At 69.2% G+C, this 13,363-nt stretch carries 12 protein-coding genes; all 12 read right to left on the bottom strand.

Features of this window, described 5'->3' with window-relative positions:
- Window positions 1-39 precede the first annotated feature (39 nt).
- Window positions 40-678, bottom strand: a complete 639-nt coding sequence (locus Q7F20_RS08900; protein WP_305739753.1) for a pyridoxal 5'-phosphate synthase — start codon at window positions 676-678, stop codon at window positions 40-42.
- 18 nt (window positions 679-696) lie between these two features.
- Complete coding sequence (locus Q7F20_RS08895; RefSeq protein ID WP_305739752.1) at window positions 697-1,365, bottom strand: NUDIX domain-containing protein; 669 nt, start codon at window positions 1,363-1,365, stop codon at window positions 697-699.
- Entirely contained in the window at window positions 1,362-2,936 is a 1,575-nt protein-coding gene (locus tag Q7F20_RS08890) for a nicotinate phosphoribosyltransferase (RefSeq protein ID WP_305739751.1), read from the bottom strand. The genes Q7F20_RS08895 and Q7F20_RS08890 overlap by 4 nt, the downstream gene beginning before the upstream one ends.
- Window positions 2,933-3,763 carry a ribose-phosphate pyrophosphokinase-like domain-containing protein gene (locus Q7F20_RS08885; RefSeq protein WP_305739750.1) on the bottom strand — a complete coding sequence of 277 codons (831 nt, stop codon included), beginning with the start codon at window positions 3,761-3,763 and terminating at the stop codon, window positions 2,933-2,935. Before Q7F20_RS08885 ends, Q7F20_RS08890 begins: the two co-directional genes overlap by 4 nt.
- 50 nt (window positions 3,764-3,813) lie before the next feature.
- On the bottom strand, window positions 3,814-8,184 hold the full coding sequence (locus tag Q7F20_RS08880; RefSeq protein ID WP_305739749.1) for an FtsK/SpoIIIE domain-containing protein: 4,371 nt from the start codon (window positions 8,182-8,184) through the stop codon (window positions 3,814-3,816).
- Between the two features lie 195 nt (window positions 8,185-8,379).
- Entirely contained in the window at window positions 8,380-8,994 is a 615-nt protein-coding gene (locus Q7F20_RS08875; protein WP_305739748.1) for a hypothetical protein, read from the bottom strand.
- Window positions 8,995-9,453: 459 nt separating this feature from the next.
- On the bottom strand, window positions 9,454-9,891 hold the full coding sequence (locus Q7F20_RS08870; RefSeq protein WP_305739747.1) for a hypothetical protein: 438 nt from the start codon (window positions 9,889-9,891) through the stop codon (window positions 9,454-9,456).
- 173 nt (window positions 9,892-10,064) lie between these two features.
- Window positions 10,065-10,625 carry a hypothetical protein gene (locus Q7F20_RS08865; RefSeq protein WP_305739746.1) on the bottom strand — a complete coding sequence of 187 codons (561 nt, stop codon included), beginning with the start codon at window positions 10,623-10,625 and terminating at the stop codon, window positions 10,065-10,067.
- Window positions 10,622-11,197: a hypothetical protein gene (locus tag Q7F20_RS08860; protein WP_305739745.1), complete on the bottom strand. Its 576-nt coding sequence runs from the start codon at window positions 11,195-11,197 to the stop codon at window positions 10,622-10,624. The genes Q7F20_RS08865 and Q7F20_RS08860 overlap by 4 nt, the downstream gene beginning before the upstream one ends.
- Window positions 11,194-11,883: a hypothetical protein gene (locus Q7F20_RS08855; protein WP_305739744.1), complete on the bottom strand. Its 690-nt coding sequence runs from the start codon at window positions 11,881-11,883 to the stop codon at window positions 11,194-11,196. Before Q7F20_RS08855 ends, Q7F20_RS08860 begins: the two co-directional genes overlap by 4 nt.
- Window positions 11,850-13,058 carry a putative T7SS-secreted protein gene (locus Q7F20_RS08850; protein WP_305739743.1) on the bottom strand — a complete coding sequence of 403 codons (1,209 nt, stop codon included), beginning with the start codon at window positions 13,056-13,058 and terminating at the stop codon, window positions 11,850-11,852. Before Q7F20_RS08850 ends, Q7F20_RS08855 begins: the two co-directional genes overlap by 34 nt.
- Window positions 13,055-13,348: a hypothetical protein gene (locus Q7F20_RS08845; protein ID WP_148287050.1), complete on the bottom strand. Its 294-nt coding sequence runs from the start codon at window positions 13,346-13,348 to the stop codon at window positions 13,055-13,057. The genes Q7F20_RS08850 and Q7F20_RS08845 overlap by 4 nt, the downstream gene beginning before the upstream one ends.
- Window positions 13,349-13,363: the final 15 nt, after the last annotated feature.

Below are 13,363 nucleotides of genomic sequence, written 5' to 3'. Positions count from 1 at the left end.
CGCGGCGCCCGGGCGGAGCCGGCGCGCCGCGCCCCCGCGCTACGGCTGCAACCGGGCCACCGACCACGCCCCGTCGGCGAGCACGTACTGCAACCGCCGGTGCATCCGGTCGCGGCTGCCGTGCCAGAACTCGACGCGGTCGGGCTCGAGCCGCCACGCCACCCAGCCCTCCGGTCGGGGCACGTCGTCGTCGGCCTCGTCGAGCAGCGCGTTGGCGTCGTCGATGAGGTCCTGCAGGGTCCGCGGCTCGAGCACCGAGGACTGGTCGGCGATGGCCGTGGCGGCGCGGGACTTCGGCGACCGGTCGGCGAACAGGGCGTCGGACTCGGCGTCCGAGAGCTGCACGGCCCGACCCTCGAACCGCAGCTGCTGCATGGTCTCCCGCCAGTACACCTGGAGCGCGGCGAACGGGTTGTCGTCGAGCTGCCGGCCGCTCGGGCTGAGCGTCGAGGTCCCGAACACCAGCCCGCGGTCGTCGAGGCGCTTGACGTCCACGGTCCGCGCCGAGACCCGGCCGTCCGAGCCGGCTGTCGCGAGCGTCATCGACATCGGCTCGGAGACGTCTCCCTGCCGTGCTTCCTCGATCCAGGTTCGGGCGACGTCGAAGGGCGAAGCGGGCGGGCCGGTGTACTCCGGGAACGCGAACGAGGTGTCACCGGACAGCGGAGCGGAGGGCATGCCCCCACCCAACCGCGGTCAGCCCGCCCACGTCCAGGTTGCCGGGGGACGGCCCCCTCGGCCAGCGGCCGTCGTCGGTGCTTCGGTGCGGACGAGCGCCGGGTTGGTCCGCAGCGCTCGGTTCGTGTTCCCGGGGTCCGGCTGCACGCCCGTCAGTGCGGTGTGCAGCGCAGCCGCGTCGGTGGTGGTGAACACGTCGCCGAGCAGCGCGCGGGTGAGTGGCAGGTCGCGCCAGATCCGTGTGCGGACGTGGTCGAGGGCGGCCCGGATGATCGCGTCGTGGTCGAACGGGAGGCGCGGGTCATCCCCGTCGGGTCGGCGCCACACCGCGGGTGCTGCGGCCGTCGGCGGGGCCGCGACCACCGGTGCGAGGACGGCCAGGAACGCGATGCTGATCGCGGTGTCCCGCGGATCGCGCGAGGGCCCGTCGAACGCGCCGACCTGCGCGAGGTGCCGGACCGCGGCCGCGTCGATCCCGGTCTTGGTCCGCAGTGCGCGTCGAGCACCGTCGGCGAGGAGTTCCGCACCGTCCAGGAGCACGCCGGGGAGCGCCTCCTGGCCGGCGAACGGAGCGAACTGCCGACGCGCGGTGGCGACCCGCAACCCGTCGCTCGTCGCGAACGTCACCGGGACGACGTCGATCGCGATGAGCGGCTGGTCACGGGCCGCCGAGGTGGCGTCGGTCACGCCGTCGCCCGTCGGGCCGCCCGCTCGGCCCGCTCGCGCCGCAGGGTCGCTCGGACGTCGGCGAAGGACTGCAGGACGCGGAACCGGCCGTCGACCCACACGGGCTGGAGCAGGCTCGTCGCTTCGTCCTCGGCGGTGGCCTGGTCGGTCTGGCGGATCTCGCCGGTCTCGTCGCGGTGCAGCGCGATCCGGCCCTTCGCGCTCTTCTTGCCGCTGCCGGTCTTCGGGTCCTTCTGGATGTCGACGGGTTCGCCGTCCACCAGGGCCCACGTGGCCTTCACCGCGCTGCCGAGGTTGTCGCGGGTCATGTACTGGTACGTGTACGAGCCGATGCCGAGCACGATGTTGTCGCTCGCGTAGCCCTTGGCGGCGAGGCGCTCGTAGATGCGTCGGGCACGGTCGAGCGTGATGCTGTCGCCGTAGATCACGCCGATGTGCTGGTCGAGCACCTTGTAGCCCTGCTCGTTCACGGTGTGCCCGAAGATCTCGTCGAGGAGCTCGACGACGCCCTTCTCCTCGTGGCTGCGCGCCGGGTCGGTCAGCGCCGCCTGTCCCACGCCGTGCACGGTGCCCGTGACGATGTCCACCGGGTCGCCGGAGTCCGGGCGGATGACCAGCTTGCCGTCGCGACCCGTGATCCGGTCCTGCAGCTGCGGGAGCGTCTCGGTGATCACCTTGAAGAGGTCGAAGCCGTCGCTCACGGCGGACACGATGCCCGTCGGGTACACGTCGAGGATCTGCTCGAAGGTGGCCAGCTCGCCGTCGGCACCGCGTACGCACATGACGCTGTGCTCGGTGGCGGGGACGCTCGCCGCCACCCAGCCGTTGTCGCCCGGGTAGTAGCGGTCGATGAAGTCGAGCGACGGCATCGAGTCGGTGCCGAGGAACGAGAGCAGGTGCCCGGCGCCACCGGCCGCGGCCGACTCGATGCTCGACTGCCCCCGGAACGAGAAGTCGTGTGCGGCGAAGTCGATGCTGGCGGGGTCGGCGCCGGTGCGGGCCGCCCAGTCCTCCATGAGGTCGCGGTACTCGAGCGCCTTCGTCGCGACGGTCGACGGGTGCCAGATCGAGGCCGACAGCGCCGTCTCGATGTAGTTCGGCAGCCAGAAGAACTCGTCGACGGTGTTCTCGACGGTGAGGGTCGCGACGCCGATCGGGGCGAGCGTGCCCTCGGGGAGGGCACGGATCTCGAGCGGGAGGTACCCGAGGCGGTGGAGCGCACGGACGTGCTCGGTCCCGATGTGGTTCGGGCCGAAGTACCCCTGCAGCGCCTGCTCGAACAGGTCGGCGACCTCGTCCTCGTCGGCGGCGAAGAACGGCGCCCACGCCTCGACGAGCGAACGCTGGATGAACGCCTGCAGACCGAACACCACGGCGTGCGTCGAGTCGGGCATGTGCGCGTTCGAACGGTTCGTCCAGTTGATGAGGATCCGCGTGGTGCCGGCCGGGTAGACCTGCCGGTGCGAGTGCTTGTAGCCGTCGACGGCGAGGAGCGGGGCGATCGGGCTCGGCCTGATGAGACGGGGCTCGATGCCGGTGGTGCTGGTCGTGGTGGTGTCGGTCTGCGTCATCGGATCTGCTCCGTCAGGTAGGGGGTGAGTTCGATCGTGCGCAGGCCCTCGATGGGGTTCTGCGCGGGGTAGGAGTCCGTCGTGACGATCTCCCCGAAGTGCTCGGCGAGCTGCGGGGCCCGGCCGGAGAAGACACCGTGCGACACCCAGAGCCCGAGGCGCTCCTTCGGCAGACCGGTGGCACCGGCGAGGCCCGTGAACGTGCCGCCGCCGTCGCAGATGTCGTCGACCACGAGCAGTCGGCCGCTGTCGGGCAGTGGCTCGCAGGTGAAGCCGTCGAGCTTGCCGGTGTCCGGGTTGCGGTGCTTCTCGGCGCGGAACACCGGCAGCCCACAGGCGTCGGCCACAGCGGTCGCCCGGGCGACGGCGCCCTTGTCGGGGGCGATGATCCCGCTGTAGTCGGAGCCCGCCACGACCTGGTCGCGGACGATGGTCTCGCTCGTCACCACGGTCAGGCGCTCCACCAGGTCGACGATCACCGGCGAGTGCGGGTCGAACGCGACGACCTGGTCGATCCCGAAGCCGTTGATGACGTCCGCGTAGACCTTCGCGCCGAAGGGGAGGCCGCGGTCCTGCCGGGCGCCGGGCAGGTAGGGGATGAGCGCGACGGACCGGGATCCGCGCTGCCGGACGGCGTCCGCCCACATGCCGAGCATGAGGAGGTCGTCGCCGTTCGTGCCGCGCAGGGTCGCGATCTCGATGAGGTCCCCCGCGTCGGCGTCGTGTGCGACCTTGACGTGTGCTTCACCGGCGGGGAACCGCATGGAGGAGAACGTCGGTGTCGCCTGGGTGCCCCGGGTGGTCCGGGTGCTGAGTTCGACTGCCATGACCCGACCGTACCACGGTATTTGTCAGTACGACAAGAACCGATGCGAGATCAGGGGACCGGCACCTGCACCGACACCAGCTCGCCGTCACCGAGGTGCACGAGCGCGGAGCCGACCTGCACCCGCTCGACGATGCTGCTCCGTGGCAGACGCATGCCGAGCAGGTCGCCCTCGGTGATCGCCTGCGGGCTCAGCAGTGCCCCGGAGCGACGTCGCTTCATGTCGACCTGCCACCCCGTGAACCCGACGCCGAACTCGGCAGTCAGCCCAGCCGCGACGATCGCCTGCCCGTTGTCGGCGGCGCTCTTCACGAAACCCTGCAGCCAGCTCTTCGCCGGTGCGTCCTTGACGAGTTCGGCATCGTCGATGACGAGCACCCGGCGGCCGGGCTGGCCGTCGAACAGCGGTGCGAGATCGGCCTCGGTGACGTCGACGCCCTCGTGGGCACCGAGGACGCCGGGCTCGGACGCGAGGGCGCGCAGGGGCGACTGCCGCGGGGTGACGAGCACGAGCTCGCCCCCCTCGCGCAGCACCGACCGTGCGATCGACAGCAGGACGGAGCTCCGCCCGGACTTCGCGGGACCGCCGACGACGAACGACCCCGCGGCGGCGAGGTCCGGCCCGATCGCGGTGAGGTCGTCGCCGCCGATGCCGACGAGGCCGAACAGGTCGGCGTCGTCGTCGCGCATCTCCCACGCACGGTCGAACGGCACCGGACCGGACAGCTGGTCGACGCGGAACGGCCGACGCGCGCGCTCGACCGAACGGTCCCGCTCGGTCGCGAAGGTCGCGAGGGCGGTGATCGCCGCAGCCTGCGACTGGCCGGTGCCGGCGGCGGCGAGCAGGGCGATCTGCGTCTCGGTCGCGGACTCGGACGCGAACGCCCGCCCGTCCGGCACCTGCTCGGGGAGTTTCCGGGGGTTGAGGGACGCCAGACCGTAGTCCCCGCGGTCGGAGAGTCGGAGGACGAGCTTGTCCTCGACCAGGGTCGCCATCCGGCTCGACAGGAGCTGCCGGTCGCCCGTGACGACCAGGTGGATGCCGACGCTCGCGCCCTCGCGCAGGAGGGTCATCACCTGGTCGGTCGGAGCACCGTGGTCGAGTTCGCCGAGCGAGCCCACGAATCCTTCCCACCGGTCGAGCATGAACACGATGTGGGGGAGCCGGTCGGCGGGGACGACCGCCGCCGCGCGCTGCTCGACGATGCTCGCGAACCCGCCGTCGGCCAGGACCTGCTGTCGGCGGGCGAGCTCCTGGGTGAGCTTCGTGAGCAGCCGCTGCGCGCGCTCGGTCTGCACACGCTGCACGACGGCACCGGTGTGCGGGAGGGCCTGGATCGGCAGCAGCGCACCGTTGCCGCAGTCGAGGGCGTACACGTGGACGTCGGCTGCCGAGGTGTTCCGGGCGACCGCGGCGGCGATCGTGCGGAGCACCTGCGACCGACCGCTCCGCGGGGCACCCACCACGTACAGGTGCCCGTCCGAGTCGAGGTCGAGGCTCCGGACCCGCTGCGCCTGCTCGGCCGGGAAGTCCTGCAGCGCGAACGGCAGCGGGCCCACGCGGGCGTCGGTCGTGCCGCTGTCGTCGAGCTCCCACGCCCGGTCGTTCAGGTCGGTGAAGAGCAGCGTCTCCGGCAGGGCGTCGAGCCACGGACGGTAGGGCGCCGGTCCACCGAGATCCGTCGCCGCCTCGGCGACGGCAGCGACGAGGTCCTGTAGGTCGGTCCGTTCCTCGGCCTGCAGTTCCTTCGACTTCGGTGGCGCCGGCGGTGTGGTGCCGAGCGACGACCACGAGACGGCACCGGCCCAGACCTGCTTGCGTCCGGTCGACAACCCCGGTCGCCGACCACCCACCCGCCCGGCCTGGAACGGCAGGAGCGCACCGGCACCGAGCCGGATGTACCCGCGGCCGGGCGTGCTCTTCTGGATCTGCGCCGCGTCACCGGCGTCGATGACGTCGGTGCTCTCGCTCGAGTCGGTGACCCGGAGCGCGATCCGGAGGTTGGTGTTCGCCCGGATGTCGTTCGACACGACACCGGTCGGCCGCTGCGTGGCGAGGATCAGGTGGATGCCGAGCGAGCGGCCCCGCTGCGCGATGTTGACCAGGCCCGTGACGAAGTCCGGGAGCTCGCGCACGAGGCTCGCGAACTCGTCGATCACGATGAGCAGGCGCGGCATCGGCGGCAGCGGCTCACCGCGACCGAGACGGTCGACGTAGTCCTCGATGTCCTTCGCAGCGGCGTCCGCGAGCAGGTGCTCGCGGCGACGGAGTTCGGCGCCGAGCGACTCGAGGGCGCGCTCCACCAGGTGCGTGTCGAGGTCCGTGACCATGCCGACCGTGTGCGGCAGGGGCGCGAAGTCACGGAACGCCGCACCGCCCTTATAGTCGATGAGGACGAAGTTCATGCCCTCCGGGGTGTTCGTGGCCGCCAGCGACGCGACGATCGTCTGCAGGAGCTCGGACTTGCCCGAGCCGGTCGTCCCGGCGACGAGCCCGTGCGGGCCGTCCCGACGCAGGTCGAAGGCGAACGGACCGTCGAGGCTCTCGCCCACGACCACCTCGGTCGTCCGGGCACGGACGCTCCACTTCCCCGTGATCGCCCGCGCCGTCGGCGGTTCCAGCAACATCACGTCGAGCAGTCGCGACGACGACGGCAGCCCTCCGGCATCGCTCTCGTCGTCGGCGTCGACCATCGGGGCCACCGCCCGGGCGACGGTCTCGAACCAGCCGTCCGGGATGCGGTCCGGCCGGACGTCGGAAACCGTCGCCTGGCGCTGCGCGGCGACGCGGATCCGCTCCGGGCCCACCGTGACGACGACCGAGCACTCCTCGGGCAGCAGCCGGGGCTCTTCCTCGATGCAGATCGCCCGGACGCCGACCGCGGGACCTTCCTTCAGGATGCGGATCAGGCCGGGCAGCGCGCGCAGCCGTCGGGCCCCGTCGAGCACCACGACGACGTCTGGGCCGGGGATCCCGCGCACGTTCGACTCGCGCATCGCCCGCTGCCGGGCGTCGATGAGTTGTCCGAGCTCGGCGACCCGCGCGCCCAGCGTCTCGGCGTCGTTGCCGATGGCGATGACGGCGTCCTGCCCGAAGCCCGGTCGTGCTTGCGGCACCCAGCGCAGCCAGGCCCACTCGTCGGCGGACTGCGCGTCGGTGAGCACCACGAACTGGGTGTCCCGCGGACTCTGCAGCACCGCGAGCTGTGCCACGAGCCACGAGGTCAGGTGCCGTGTGTGCTCGTCGCGGCCGGCGACACCGACGACGCCGTGCTCGCCGAGGTCGACCACCACCGGCACGTCCTCGGCCAGCTTGTCGACCGCACGGCGGTGCTCCAGTGCTGCCGGGTCCTCGAGCACGACACCGGACGGCACGTCCGCCGTGCCGACGCGCAGCGTGAGGTAGTCGGGGTCGGTCCTCCGACGCTCCCAGAGACGGGCGCGACGGCGCAGCGCGATGTCGAGCACGGTGGCCGGGTCGGGTGCGCTGGTACGGGACTCACGCTGGTGGCGAGCCACAGCCTCCAGGGCATCCGCCTCGACCGCCTTCTTCGTCTCCTCGTACTCGGCCACGCGCTGCCGGTGCGTCTTCTTGCCGTTCCGGCGGTCCCACCAGGCGTTGCCGAACATGATGATCGGCGACATGAGCCCGAACGCCAGGTAGGCGACGTTGTGGAAGATCGAGATCATCACGGCCGCCATGCCGAGCGGCGCCAGCGCCGCGATGATCGGGATGGAGCGGCGCGACTGCTGCCCCGGCGCCGCCGGCAGCTTGAAGACCGTCGGGGTCTCCTCCGGCAGCAGGCGCGGCGGCCGGGTGTAATCGAGCGTTCCGCCGCCCGGCGTCAGGGTGATCGCCGCCCGGTCGGCGTCCGGGACCGCGACCGTCAGCAGCGTGTCGCCGATCGTGACGACGCTGCCGGGTTCGACGGGCGTCTCCTCGTCGAGTTCCGTCCCGTCGAGGAGCACGCGCGAGCCGCGCGTCGGGATGATCGAGAACCGACGGTTGAGGTCGAGGCGCAGGATCGCCGCGTACTCCGGCGCCGTGCGGTCCGACAGCTGCACCGTGGCGTCCGGGGCGGAACCGACGTGCGCGATCCCGGCATCGAGCACCACGACCGTGCCGGCACCGGGGCCACCCACGATGCGGACGCTCGGCAGGTCCGCCGGCAGCGGCAGGACCGGCGCGGGAGCGCCGAAGGTCAGGCGGGACCCCTCGAGCAGGACGCCGTCACCCAGCCGGGCGTGCGGGGTCGTCGGAACGGCGTCGACGGCGACCTCGACGATGGACTCGGCGCTCAGACCGAAACGACGTGCGACGATCTCGACGACCTCGCCGAGGACGGTGTCCTCGTCGCACTCGACCACAAAGTCCGCGGAGGCGTCGGTCGGCAGGTGGGTCGCGGTGAACGTCAGGCGCACGCGGCACCTGCCACGGGGTGGGTCCTGGTCGTCGCGGAGCACCCCGTCGAGGCCCCCCGCAGCGTCGTGCTGCCGCTCATGGGTCGATTCTCGCAGGTTCCTGCGTCGTGCAGGTGGGGTTGCGTCCGGCTTGTGGACGGGTGGTCGGACTGGAGGCGCGGTGTAGGAATGCGCGGAGCCACGGCCAGCGACTGGTCACCGCAACAGCCGTGTCCAGAGTGGTCGCAGGAGGATCTGCGCGATCAGGAAGAGCGAAACGATGAACACGACGTTGATCATGTGCTCGTACCATCCAGGTCTGGTCTCCGTGATGCCGAAGGCTTGGAGGAACAGGTAGTAGATGATGGCCGCGCCAGCGCCTTTCCCGTGGATGGAATCAGGCATGGCCGCTGGCCTCGGTGTGATGGATAGGCAGATGAACGCCAGCGTCGCGCCGAGGACGCACGCTGCGAGCGACAGGGTTCGGACACGCTCGAGACGACCCAGACCTCGGTCACGGACAGCCCGGGTCGTCAGGTCCAGCACCGTCACGACGCCCAAGCTCACGCCGAGGACAGCGGAGAGGGCGACCAAGCCCAATCCTGCGAACAAGACGCCCAACCCGGGCGCGATCAGGACGGTGTCAAGTGCTTTGCCGAGGCGGTTCGGTTCGCGAACGATCGTGAAGAGCAGCGCCGTCACCACGGCCAGGTGCACGATCACGACGAGGGCGGCGCACCGGAGTACGACTCGACCACTTGGCCGTTCGCCGAGGAGCATGGTGACCAGGTAGGACAGACCGAGCGCGCCGAAGACGACCCCGAGCACCATCACACCGGGCCATCGCGGTGCGTCCCGTTGTACGACCATCCACGCCGACACCGCAAGCCAGCTGAGGACGGCCGTCGTCAAGACGATGCGGCCGCGCGTACGCCTGGAGACGTTGACGTCGGTCACCGCCAACCACCGGTCAAGCCACGAGCGTCCGGCGCCCTCCGCATTCGCCGTCATCGCCCACCACGCGCTCGTCTGGATGACCGCGGGTGCCGACTCCCGATGGCGAGGCCGACGACCAGCGCGCACGCCCACAGGATGTACCGGATGAGCCACGCGGTCGGTCCGTCCCAGGGGCCCGTGTCGCACTTGCCTCCGGGGAGGAAGGAGACGCCGACGCCGAGGGCAATCACGATCATCGTGTCGCGGGCGAATGCAGCCCAGCGGCATCGGGGAAGGAGGGGTCGTCGGCGGTTCATGGATTCTCTGATGGCCCGATTGCTGGTGGTGTCGTCGTCAAGCGAAGTCCGGGACGAGCACCAGGCCGAGCGCGAACTGATCGACCAGTGGTGCCGTGAACGTTTCGTCAGCACGCTTGGGGACGAAGGTGGTCAGCACCGCAGTCAGCGGATCGGGCAACTGCTCGATGGGCTGCACCCAGCGGATAGTCGTTGCCGGAACTGAACGACGAAGGAGTGAGCGAACTGGGGTCTTGGCCCGGTCGAGGATCCGCGTGGCCGGACCGAGCGCGGTCGTCCAGGTCGACACCTCGGGATCGCCGATTCGTCCGGCGAGCGGGAGCAGTGCGTCGTCGACCGCCCGGGCGGCGGCATCCAGTCCAGGGAAGTACTGGACGACCGTGTAAGCGAGCATCTCGACCGTCGGAGCGTCCGTCGTCAGGACGAAGAAGTCGTGAGCATCGACGTCGTCTCGAAATTGCGCCAGCTCGGTCATGGTCGACTCGATCGATGCTGCCAGGCGTTCCGGAACCTCCCACTCGAGGTGACTCACCACGTTCGCTGTCGCGGCGCGCCCGGCGGTGGTCGGGTCGCCCTCGATGAACTTCGTCCACGCGTTGACGTAGTCGAATTCGAGTCGCATGGGGTCCTTCGCTCTCGACCGCGCAGTCAAGGTCGGTCGTCGACCGTCAACGAGGACAGGAGCCGGTCGAGGGAAGAACGGATCCTCTCCTCTGAACGCGGTTGCAGATCGACGAGCACGCTGACCGCCAAAGCTCCGAGGGCGAAGGCGATGATGTGCCCGTGCGGCTTGTGATCGCGCAGGAGATCGGCAACGAATCGAGGTCCAGTCGTCACAGCTGGTTCGTCTGTCGCGGCGGCAGGCTGCACCTCGACGAGCTTGAGTGAAGGTTGTGCCAACTCTCGGAGGGTACGCTCATGGTCATCGCCGAGTGGAACCCAGTGCAGTTCAACAGAGAGGAAGGAATCTGGGAGAGCTTCGCGCAGCACGTAGAGCTGACGGTCATCTCCGACCGTGCGCGCTGCCGCAGCCAGCGAAGCCTGCACCATGAACTGCTTTGGGTGCTGCTTGAACAGGCGCCGGGGAAGGACCGATCGAGCTGCGGTGGACGACCATCGCTGCATCACCCGGTTGGACGCCTGTTGAAGGTCTCGGGGGACGACGATCCACTCCGTTTCTGCGCCCGGCGCGATTACGTGCAATGTCACTTTCCTACCTTCGATGGCATCAGGCCGATTCCGTTGACGAGCCGCTCGACCGTGGTTGACCGTGCAGCGAGGAGGCCGAAATGAGTTGACGAGCACAAGGCCGTGATTGTGGCTTCCTCAGTGGCGAACGCGTACATCACGCTGCCCACGACCGTACGGTCGTCGCCTGTCGTCCTGAAGCGGTAAGCGCGTCGACCAACGCCGAGTCGAACCGACACGAACTCCTCGACGATCGGAGGTTCGATCAAGCCCGCCGGGTCGCCACTCGCGATTTCACCCAGTTCCAAGTCTCGGCTGGCTTCGGTCACCCGGACTCGAAGAGCGATGAGCGGCTGGGCAGGGTCGGTCAGGTAGAAGGCGAGCAGCTCGTTCTCGACGAGCGCATCCGAGGCCTGTTTCACAACGTCGATGAGCCAGGAGCGCAGCGAGCCGTCCTCCGGAAGGGCTTCTCCGAGGTCGGCCGCCCAACGATCGACGACACCCCCGGGACTTGTTCGGGATTGAGGATCCACCAGTATCCAGCCGGGCTCATAACTCTCGATCGCTAGGACCGTCCCAGAGCGTTGCGTCACTGCGCACCTCCGGCTCGTGGCGACCTGATGTCTCCACACTCGTCCACCCATCTCACCGTTGAGAGGAGTGCGCGGAACAGCTCGGAAAGTGATGCGCCGATGTGCTGTTCGGCATCCGCTAGGGCGGCGATGGGTGGCTCATTCGTGACCGCATTGAACGAGCAGATCAAGAGAAAGTCATCGCGCCCTGGCACTTGGATGAATGCGTTCTCGGCTCGGACAACACGTGACGGAGTGGAGGAGTCTGTCTCCGCTGGGTCGCGGGGGGTGAGGACACCGACAGCTCCGGCGACATCGATCACTTCCGCACCGTCGGTCACCGCTCGTGCCAAGAGATAGTCCGTCGATGGTCTTTGCGGCGCATGCGCCAAGTCGGCTCGAGCGACCGTCAAACTCGCGCTCACAGCAGTTCCTGGAACCGGACCCACAGTGATGTACGCGTCAAGCAGCGAACGATTGCTGTCTGCGGTGACGACCTCGGTGAACAGGGCACCCATCTCGGCTCGCCAATGATCGTCATCCGACGCTGGGATCGATCCCGAGGCGTGCGCCAACATCTCGTCCGGGTCGCCGAGTGGAATGTGCGCCCACTGCGCCGGTACGGCGATCGCATAGGAAGTGGCCGTGAACGCGTGTTGTGCCACCTCGGGTTTCACCACTTCGCCCCGACGGGCATCGTCGCCCACTTGTCCACTGGCTTCCAGGCAGGAAGGACGTCCTTGAGCCACCCGAAGCCATCCAGTCCGATGCCCGTCCAGGCAGTCGCGACGCCGGTCGTGAGAACGCGTTCGAGGTGTTGGACCGCTTGTTCGCTTTGTCCTACTGCGCCGACTTGAGAGCGGCGGATCCACTGGAGCATGTGCGCCAGCTCTTCGTCGCCGCCCGCGATGAAACGGTACTTGGGGTAGATGCCCTCTCGCGGAATGCGGTTGAAGCTTCGTTCCACGCGGGTCAAAGCGGCTTCACGGGACATCCCGTCGGCGACGATCGAAGCGACGCGAGACTCTGCAACGGCGTTCACTGCTCCTCGACCAGCTTTGACCACCTGCGTTCCCGCCCCGAAGGTCACGAACCCCAACGCGTCGAGACCAACGTCGGCCCATGACCCTGTCCCAGCCGCAGCTTTCGCGGTGTCCGCCGCTGTGGTGAAGATCATCACGCCGAGCGCCAGAGCGCCGAGCCACGACGTCAGGGGGAAGAGGAGTGCGGCGATCGCCAGGACGGTTCCCGCGAACTGGGCGACCTTGACCACCACCGAGATCCACTCGTCGTTGTCCTTCATCCACTGCTTGAAGTTGTCCCAGGCGCTGTCGTCCAGGCCGTCGTCCACACTGTCGTCGATCTTGGCGATCGCGCGTTGCGCTGCCGTCTCGAGTCCCTCGAGCGCGGACTGCATCATGCTCGCTGCTCGCGTGGCCTCTGCACGGGCGTTTTCGGCCCGATTCCGCTGTGTGTCCGAAAGGGACTGGAACTCCTGCTGCTGATCTGGGTCGGTCGAGGAGTTGGCGAGGTCCTGGTAACGATCCTGGGACCGGGTGGAGGACTGCGCCTCGGTCTGGCTCTGGTCGTGCAGGCGGCTGGCAGACGATGCTTCGTCGATCGCGGTCGACAGCGCTCCGGCGTACTCGTTCAGGGCGTCGCCCGTGCCGGAGTAACGACCTTCGGCACGGCCGAGCTTGTCGGCGAGATCCCCGGCCTTCTCGAGGAAGGCCGTGACCGCCTTGCTCTCCGAGTCGGATCCATCGAGTCGCCGCAACGTGCTCGCAGCACCGCTGATCGCCGAGGCCACCTGGTGGTACTGGCGCGCCATGGCCTGGACCGCGCTCGGGTCACCGGACGGACCCGCCACGAGCGCACTCACTGCTCACCCGCGATGGACTTCACGAGCTCGGTCTCCGAGTCGTCGAACGCGTTGTCGATGTTGAGCGCCATCTTCGCGAGCTTCTCGATCGATTCGCTGAGTTCGCGGCGGTGGCTGTCCCACCCCGAGGAGAATGACCGGATCCGCCTGGCGAGCTCGGGATGGCCGACAGCATCGGCTGCGTCTCCCGAGTGCTGATCTGCGTTGTCGAACTCGTGCTTCACCGCACTGAGGTCGCTCCAGAGCGACTCCATCTTCGCGCCTTGGTAGCGCAGGGTCCCGCCTGACACTGTCTTCCTCTTCCC

Source organism: Curtobacterium sp. A7_M15 (genome assembly GCF_030705415.1).
In the GTDB taxonomy this organism is placed as follows: Bacteria; Actinomycetota; Actinomycetes; order Actinomycetales; family Microbacteriaceae; genus Curtobacterium.
The sequence above is the reverse complement of the archived record's forward strand: the minus strand, read 5'-3'. Positions and strand labels throughout refer to the sequence as shown.

Excerpts from the sequence above, each read along its gene's own strand:
- Q7F20_RS08870 (WP_305739747.1), bottom strand. The coding sequence starts at position 9,891 with ATGACCGAGCTGGCGCAATTTCGAGACGACGTCGATGCTCACGACTTC.
- Q7F20_RS08890 (WP_305739751.1), bottom strand. The coding sequence starts at position 2,936 with ATGACGCAGACCGACACCACCACGACCAGCACCACCGGCATCGAGCCC.
- Q7F20_RS08875 (WP_305739748.1), bottom strand. The coding sequence starts at position 8,994 with ATGGTGCTCGGGGTCGTCTTCGGCGCGCTCGGTCTGTCCTACCTGGTC.
- Q7F20_RS08900 (WP_305739753.1), bottom strand. The coding sequence starts at position 678 with ATGCCCTCCGCTCCGCTGTCCGGTGACACCTCGTTCGCGTTCCCGGAG.
- Q7F20_RS08885 (WP_305739750.1), bottom strand. The coding sequence starts at position 3,763 with ATGGCAGTCGAACTCAGCACCCGGACCACCCGGGGCACCCAGGCGACA.